At 67.8% G+C, this 7,293-nt stretch carries 8 protein-coding genes; all 8 read right to left on the bottom strand.

The genetic code is table 11. The features are described 5' to 3' along the window. Positions 1-15: 15 nt before the first annotated feature. A complete protein-coding gene (locus tag HUW62_RS44435) occupies positions 16-897 on the bottom strand; it encodes a ribonuclease H-like domain-containing protein (RefSeq protein WP_163869864.1) in 882 nt (293 codons plus the stop codon). Then, positions 897-1,316, bottom strand: coding sequence for a (deoxy)nucleoside triphosphate pyrophosphohydrolase (locus tag HUW62_RS44430; RefSeq protein ID WP_163869863.1), 420 nt, complete (start codon positions 1,314-1,316; stop codon positions 897-899). Before HUW62_RS44430 ends, HUW62_RS44435 begins: the two co-directional genes overlap by 1 nt. A gap of 5 nt (positions 1,317-1,321) precedes the next feature. Next, positions 1,322-2,485, bottom strand: a complete 1,164-nt coding sequence (locus HUW62_RS44425) for a PQQ-binding-like beta-propeller repeat protein (protein ID WP_176437892.1) — start codon at positions 2,483-2,485, stop codon at positions 1,322-1,324. A 10-nt stretch (positions 2,486-2,495) separates the two neighbouring features. After that, a complete protein-coding gene (locus tag HUW62_RS44420) occupies positions 2,496-3,296 on the bottom strand; it encodes a tetratricopeptide repeat protein (protein WP_163869861.1) in 801 nt (266 codons plus the stop codon). Positions 3,297-3,399: 103 nt separating this feature from the next. Then, on the bottom strand, positions 3,400-4,779 hold the full coding sequence (gene der / locus HUW62_RS44415) for a ribosome biogenesis GTPase Der (RefSeq protein WP_163869860.1): 1,380 nt from the start codon (positions 4,777-4,779) through the stop codon (positions 3,400-3,402). A gap of 1 nt (position 4,780) precedes the next feature. Further along, a complete protein-coding gene (gene era, locus HUW62_RS44410) occupies positions 4,781-5,725 on the bottom strand; it encodes a GTPase Era (protein ID WP_163869859.1) in 945 nt (314 codons plus the stop codon). A 123-nt stretch (positions 5,726-5,848) separates the two neighbouring features. Next, positions 5,849-6,400, bottom strand: a complete 552-nt coding sequence (locus HUW62_RS44405; RefSeq protein WP_163869858.1) for a peptidylprolyl isomerase — start codon at positions 6,398-6,400, stop codon at positions 5,849-5,851. A 79-nt stretch (positions 6,401-6,479) separates the two neighbouring features. Beyond that, positions 6,480-7,199 (bottom strand): peptidylprolyl isomerase, encoded by a 720-nt coding sequence (locus HUW62_RS44400; protein ID WP_176437891.1) that lies wholly within the window; start codon positions 7,197-7,199, stop codon positions 6,480-6,482. Positions 7,200-7,293 lie beyond the last annotated feature (94 nt).

The following is a 7,293-nucleotide window of genomic DNA, read 5'->3' as shown; positions in this document are numbered from 1 at the left end:
GCCCTGCTCAGCGACTCAGGGCCCCTGTTCCTCGGCCCGGACGCGCGCGAGCGTCTCCAAGTCTCTCTCCGTGGGGCTCAGGTCCATGAGGATGCGGCTCACGTCGTAGAGCACTTCGCCGCGCTCGAACACCGGCAGCCGGGGCACGTCCTGGTTCAAATCGTCGGCGCCACGGTTGTAGGCCACGTCCATCAGCGTCCGGAGCTGGAAGGAGTCGTAGAGGTTGTATTCCACCAGGAAGCGCAGCGCCTCCACGTCTCCGCGCCGCGTATACGCCCGCCACAGCAGCACCGCGTCGTAGCCGTTGACGCCCTTCATGTGCTGCGGGCGCTCGGCGCCAATCTTTCCTTCAATCTCCTTCAGCCCGCCGCCCAACCCCAGCCGCCGCGTGACGAAGCGCAAATCGATGTGCGCGTCCGGCACCGGAAACCGCCCGGCGCCAAAGTAGTTGCGCAGCACCGGAACGTCGAACGTGGACCCGTTGAACGTCACCCACAACCGCCGCGCCGCCATGGCCTCCGGCAGCTCATCCATGTTCCGGCCCTGGATGAACACGTGCAGGCCCGTCGCATCGAACAGGCTCACCACCGTGGGCGCCTGCGCCTCGCGGCCGTCCGTCTCGATGTCGAAGTAGACGGCGTCCTGGTGGAACTCGGGATACAACCGCCAGTGCTCACGGGGCGGAATCAGCTCCGCCAGCCGACGCAAGTCCCTGCGCTCCAGCGCCTCACGGCCCTGCGCGAGCCGCTCCCGGGCGATGTCGTCCGTCTTCCGGGTGATGGCAATCCCTTCGCCGGCCGCGGGGTAGTCGTCCCACGTCTTGAAGCCTCGTGCCCAGAGGTCCTTCTCGCGCCAGGGGCCCACGCCGGGGATGTGCTGGAACGTCCGCTGAAGCATCAATCGAGCGCGCCCAACCTTCCCGCCACCAGCTCGTCCAGGAGCGGAATGTCCGCCTCGCAGAACGGCAGTGACTTCATCTCCGAGGGCGTCCGGAACTCGAGCGCATGCGCGCCCAACGGCTTCGGCTCACCCGACACGATTCGAGCCCCGTAGAGCACCAGCTCCACCGTCAGGTCCGGGTACTCGTGGCGGCCTTCCCACATCCGGCGGCCCACGGAGAGCTCCACGTCCAGCTCCTCGCGGCACTCGCGAGCCAGCGCCGCCTCATCCGTCTCCCCGGCCTCCACCTTGCCACCAGGAAACTCCCACAGGAGCGCGCGGCTTCCACCGGGAAGCCGCTGCTGCACCAGGAAGCGCTGGGCGTCGAGGCGACCTGGAATCAGCGCCGCCACCACGCGGACCGTCCGGGTCGCCACCGTCGTCACCCCTTCAGCCCGTTGAACTGCAGCGAGTAGAGCCAGCCGTTGTTGGAGAGCACGAACAGCTTCGAGCCCGCCACGAACGGCGTCGCGGAGATGCCGTCCCCGGGGTTCCACGACACGCGCGCCTGCCCCGTCTTCGGGTCCAGGAACAGCAGCGAGCGCTGGATGGGGACAATCAGCATTCCCTTGGCGAACACCGGCGTATGGCCAGCCCTTTCGCCCAGGGGGTGCGACCAGAGGAGCCGTCCGTCCTCCGCCAGATAGGCGTCCACCCGGCCGTCGCCCACGGTGAAGAGCATCTGCCCCTTCGCCAGGAGCGCCGTCATGCCGCCCACCGCGCTCGTCCAGACCAGGTCGCCGGACTCCGCCTCGAGCGCGAACAGGCCGTTCTTGTACGACGCGACGTAGAGCTGCCCGTGGTCATCCAGCGCGGGCGTGGTGTCCACGTCCAGGAACTCGGAGCCGCTGCCAGACAGGGACTTCTCCCAGTTGGCGCCGCCGTCCTTCATGTTCAGCGAGACGATGTAGCCGTCGGAGAAGCCCACGTAGACGTTGCCGTCGCGAACCAGCGGCGTGGACGCGCCCCGCACCGTGAAGCCCGACGGCGGGTCCCTGCGGTACTGCCAGGCCCAGACCCCGTCCTCCACCTTCACCGCGAACAGCGTGTCGCTCTCCGAGGCCACCAGCACCAGGCCCTCGGCAATCACCGGCACCGTGGCCAGCGACTCGCCGGCCGCGTACTGCCACTTCTGCTCGCCCGTGGCGGCGTCCAGCGCGTACAGCGTGCCATCACCCCCGGGGATGAAGGCCACGCCGTCGCTCACCTGGGCGCCCGCCGCGAAGCGGGTGCTCGTGCGCTTGGACCACTTGAGCTGGCCATCCGGACCCACGCCGCGGACATAACCGTCCCGCGTCAGGGCGATGACCGTCTTGCTCTTGGCGTCATACGCCGGCGAGGCCACCTCGCGCGGCGCATACTCCAGGGTGGTGGGCTGCACCAGCGGCGCCCACCAGTCCACCGAGAAGTAGTCCACCGGAGGCGCCTGCTCCGTGCGGGGAAGCTCCGGATTGCCGTAGCGCGGCAGGGTGCTGCATCCGCCCAGGAGACCGGCCGCCACGGCACTTCCCAACCAATGCTTCCAGCTCACGAGCTGCTTCCTCATAGCGTACGTGCTACCCCGCGTCAGTGACGGCGGCCGGCGCGGGCGCCGGGGCCGGGATCTTCACGCCCTGCGAGGCCAGCACCGCCAGCCGCTCGCTCGACAGCCGCGCCGCCGTCGTGTTCGCGTGGTCCGTCGAAACCTTCGACAGCACGGCCGCGGCCTCGTCCTTCTTGTCCTGCGCGATGAGCATCCGGCCCTTGTGGTAGTCGCCCATGCCCGCCAGGAACTCGCCACCGCCGGCCGCGCCCATCTGCTCGAAGGCCTTGGTGGCCTCGTCGAACTTCTTCTCCGCCTCCAGGGCGTAACCCTGACCCTCCAGCGCGCCCGCGCGGAGCGGGTCGTTCTGGGCGGCACCCTTCAGGTAGTCGCCAAACGCGGTCTGCGCTTCAGCGAAGTGGCCCAGGCGGAACTGCGCCTCGCCGAGCGACAGCGCGGCCGTCGTCGCCGAGCGCGTCCCAGCGTGCGCCTTGCGGAACTCCGTCAGCGCCGTCACCAGCGCCTCGTCGCGCTCCTTCAAGCTCTTGAAGGGCGTCTCGGTGTCGCCGGGCTGCGCGGGCTGCACGCCCTCCACGGGACGGTCCAGGACGGCGAGCGCCTGCCCCAGGGCCTGGGAGGCCTCCTCCTCGCCGCGCTTGGATACCTCGCTGGCGATGGCCACGCCGATACCGCCCAGGATGAGGACGGCCACGGCGATGCCGATGAACTTCTGCCGCTGGATGAGCCAGTCACGCGCGTCAGCGCCGACCTTCTGGAAGGTGTCCGGCTGACGAAGTTCCTGCTGGCGAATCTTCTCGGTCTTGGTTCCAGCCACGTCGGTCAACCTCTCTCTGCGCTTCGATGCTCTACCCTGTCGGAGGGCGGAAGAGCGGCGCACTGTACGGAGCGCGCGCCGCGAGTGTCAACGCACGGACGCTTCAGTGCTTGTGCTGGAGGTGCGGCTTCTTTCGAGCCGCCCGCTTCGCCTGTCCGGGCCTGTCCCGGAACACCAGCCGGATGGGCACGCGCAAGTCAAAGGTCTTCCGGAGCTGATTGGTGATGTACCGCTTGTACATGTCCGGCACGCCCTCCGGATGGTTGCACGTCAGCGCGAACGTCGGAGGCGCCGAAGTCACCTGGGTCATGTAGTACAGGCGCAGCGGCTTGCTCCGGACGATGGGCGCCGGATGGTTGTCCACCATGTACTCCAGCAGGCGGTTGAGCTGGGGCGTGGGCGCCCGGAACCGGAACTGCTCGGCCAGCTCCACCGCCGCGTCCATCACCTTCTCCACCTTGGAGCCCGTCAGCGCGGACGTGAAGATGATGGGCGCGTAGCCCACGAACTTCAGCGAGTGCCGGAGCGACTCCCGGAACGCCTCCTGGCGGCGCTGATCCGCGTCGATCAGGTCCCACTTGTTCACCACGATGATCAGCGCCCTGCCGCGCTCCTCGGCCAGGCCCGCCAGCTTCGCGTCCTGGTCCACCGCGGGCTCCGTGGCGTCCATCAGCAGCACCGCCACGTCGCTGCGCTCCATCACCTTGAGCGCAGCGATGACCGAGTACTTCTCGATCTGGTGGGCAATCGTCTTCTTGCGCCGGATGCCCGCGGTGTCCGTGAGCAGCAGCTTGCGGTCCCTGTACGTCAGCGGCGAGTCGATGGGGTCTCGCGTCGTCCCCGGAATCTCGCTGGCCACCACCCGCTTCTCCTTCAGGATGGCGTTGACCAGGGTGCTCTTGCCCACGTTGGGCCGGCCGATGATGGCCACGCGGATGATGCCGTCGTCCGGCGGGGACTCGGCGTCCTCGCCCTCCTGCTTGGGCGGCAGCTTCTCGACGACTTCGTCGAACAGGCCGGGCACGCCCAGGCCGTGCTCCGCGGACATGGCATGCACCTCGCCCAGGCCCATCTTGTAGAAGTCCGCGGTCAGCGACTGCATCTGCCCGCTGGTGGTGTCCAGCTTGTTCACCGCGACAATCACCGGCTTGCCGCTCTTGCGCAGGTACTTCGCCACCGCTTCGTCGGCGCCCGTCACGCCCTCCCGGCCGTCGGTGACGAAGATGATGACGTCGCACTCCTCCACGGCGAGCTGCGCCTGCTCGCGCACCTGCTTGAGCAGCGAGTCCTTCTCGCCGGGGACGAAGCCGCCGGTGTCGATGAAGGTGAACGCGCGTCCACCCCACTCCGCGTCCGCGTAGTGGCGATCCCGCGTCACTCCCGGCTGGTCCTCCACCAACGCGAGGCGCCGGCCGATGAGGCGGTTGAACAGCGTGCTCTTGCCCACGTTGGGGCGTCCGACAATGGCTACCAGGGGCTTCATCTCAGTCGTATCCCAGCTTCTTGAGGCCTTCGGGGCGCTCGCTCCAGCGCGGCTCCACCCGGACACGCAGGTCCAGGTACACATGCGCGCCCAGCAGGCGTTGCACGGACTTGCGTGCGTCCGTGCCAATCGTCTTCAGCATCTGCCCCTGTTTTCCGATGATGATGGCCTTCTGGCTGTCGCGCTCCACGAAGATGGAGGCGGCGATGCGGATGAGTCCGCCCAGCTGGCCCGGAGGAGTGCCCGGCCGGGGCTCGCGCTCGGACTCGTCGAAGATGTCCACCATCACCGCGGTGGAGTACGGAATCTCCTGGCGGCAGTGCCGCAGCACCTGCTCGCGGATGTACTCGCTCACCAGCGTGCGCTCCTGCTGGTCGGTGAGCATGTCCTCGTCGAAGAGGTTCTCACCTTCCGGCAGGTGGCTCAGCACCGTGTTGAACAGGCGCTCCACCCCGTCCTTCTCTCGCGCGGAGATGGGAATCACCTCCGCGAAGGGGAACTCCTGGCGGTACAGCTCGATGAGCGGAAGGATGGCCGCCTTGGTGATGGAGTCGATCTTGTTGATGACCAGGAAGGTGGGCTTGCCCAGCTTCTGGAGTCGCTCGAGGATGATGCGGTTGCCGGGGCTGACCTCGAGCTTCTCGCCCGCGGGCGGTTCAATCAGGAAGAGGACCAGGTCCACTTCTTCGGCCGCCTGGAGGGCCTTCTCCACCATGTAGCGGTTGAGCTCCCCCTTGGCCTGGTGGATGCCGGGGGTGTCGAGGAAGGCGACCTGCCCCTCGGGGCGAGTCACGACTCCGAGGATGCGGTTGCGCGTCGTCTGCGGCTTGCCGGAGACGATGGCGATCTTCTCACCGGTGAGCGCGTTGAGCAGGGTGCTCTTGCCCACGTTGGGGCGTCCGATGAGCGCGGCGAAGCCGCTGCGGTGGTTCTTGGGAGAGGCCATTGCTTCGAAGGTGGTCTGGGAGTCCCTATGTGGCTGGGAGCCCCTGAGGGGGAACTTCCAACAGCGCCCTATAACAGACCACCACCCCCGGCATCTGCCCGGGGCGGTGGTCAGGCGGGCGGCCTACGGCTGGGTCGTCGAGATGGTCAGCTTGTTGACCGTCACGGGCGTGCGGGGACGGTCATCACCATCCCGGGCCACGTTGCTGATGGTCTCCACGATGTCGTAGCCCTTCACGACCTCGCCGAAGATGGTGTGCTTGTTGTTGAGGTACGTCGGCAGCGACGTGGTGAGGAAGAACTGGCTGCCGTTGGTGTGCGGCCGGCCGATGTTCGCCATCGCCAGCAGGCCCTTCTTGTCGAACTTCCGGCCGGACTGGAACTCGTCCTTCACGTTGAAGCCGGGGTTGCCGCGGCCGGAGCCGAGCGGACAGCCGCCCTGAATCATGAAGCCCGGGATGACGCGGTGGAAGATGGTGCCGTCATAGAACGCCCGCTTCGTCGGCTGCTGCGTCTTCGGGTCCGTGAACTCCAGCTCCCCCGTCGCCAGTCCCACGAAGCTCGCCACCGAATCCGGGGCGTCCTTCGGGAACAGCTTCACGACAATCTGCCCCTGCGTGGTGTCGAAGGTGGCGTAAAGGTCATTGCCCGCGCGGGCCTCGTCCGTCATTCCCATGCTGCCCTCCCGTCCTGCTGGTGGGGCCCGCTGAAGCAGCGAGCCCGTTTCAAATCCACTGCCCTCGAGTCCCACCGCTCTACCGGGGAGACTCGGGCCGAGCGCCCTCGGACTTCGGCGCCCTCGGGACATCCGCCGTCCGGCCCTTCTTCGGGATGACGACGCCGGGAGGCGCCTTCTCGCTCAGCTCCACCCGGGTGAGGACCACCGGCGTCTGCGGCCGGTCCCGGTTGTCACGCGCCACGGCGCCAATCTTCTCCACGACGTCGTAGCCCTTCACCACCTCGCCGAAGAGCGTGTGCTTGTTCGTCAGGTGGTCAGGCGCGCTGGTGGTGATGAAGAACTGGCTGCCGTTGGTGCCCGGCCCCCGGTTGGCCATGGCCAGCTGACCCGGCTTGTCGAAGAAGTGCCCGTTGTTGAACTCGTCCTCGAAGCGGTAGCCCGGGTCACCAAAGCCAGTGCCCGTCGGGTCTCCGCCCTGAATCATGAAGCCCGGGATGACGCGGTGGAACACCGTGCCGTCGTACAGCGGCTTCTTCGACATGTCCCCGGACTTGGGGTCCCTCCACTCCTTCTCACCCGTGGCCAGGCCCACGAAGTTCGCCACCGTCTTCGGGGCGTCCTTGGAGAAGAGGCGGACGGTGATGTCGCCCTCGCTCGTCTTGAGCGTGGCGTAGAGGTCCTTGCCGGCCGCCACCTTCTTCGTCCACTTGCCCGTCGGCGCCGCGGCGACAGCGGTTCCCGCCAGAAGGCAGGCCACCAGCGCGAACGTCAGACGGAGGGGGGAGGAGGGGCGCATGGGCGCGGCACCTTATTCCCCACCCCCTTCCCCACCAAGGGGTTTCACTCCGAGGTGTCGTCCGGTGGCACTTCCGGGGTGGGAGGCTCCACCG

The sequence above is a fragment of the Myxococcus sp. AM011 genome, from assembly GCF_013372595.1.
In the GTDB taxonomy this organism is placed as follows: domain Bacteria; phylum Myxococcota; class Myxococcia; order Myxococcales; family Myxococcaceae; genus Myxococcus; species Myxococcus eversor.
The sequence above is the reverse complement of the archived record's forward strand: the minus strand, read 5'-3'. Positions and strand labels throughout refer to the sequence as shown.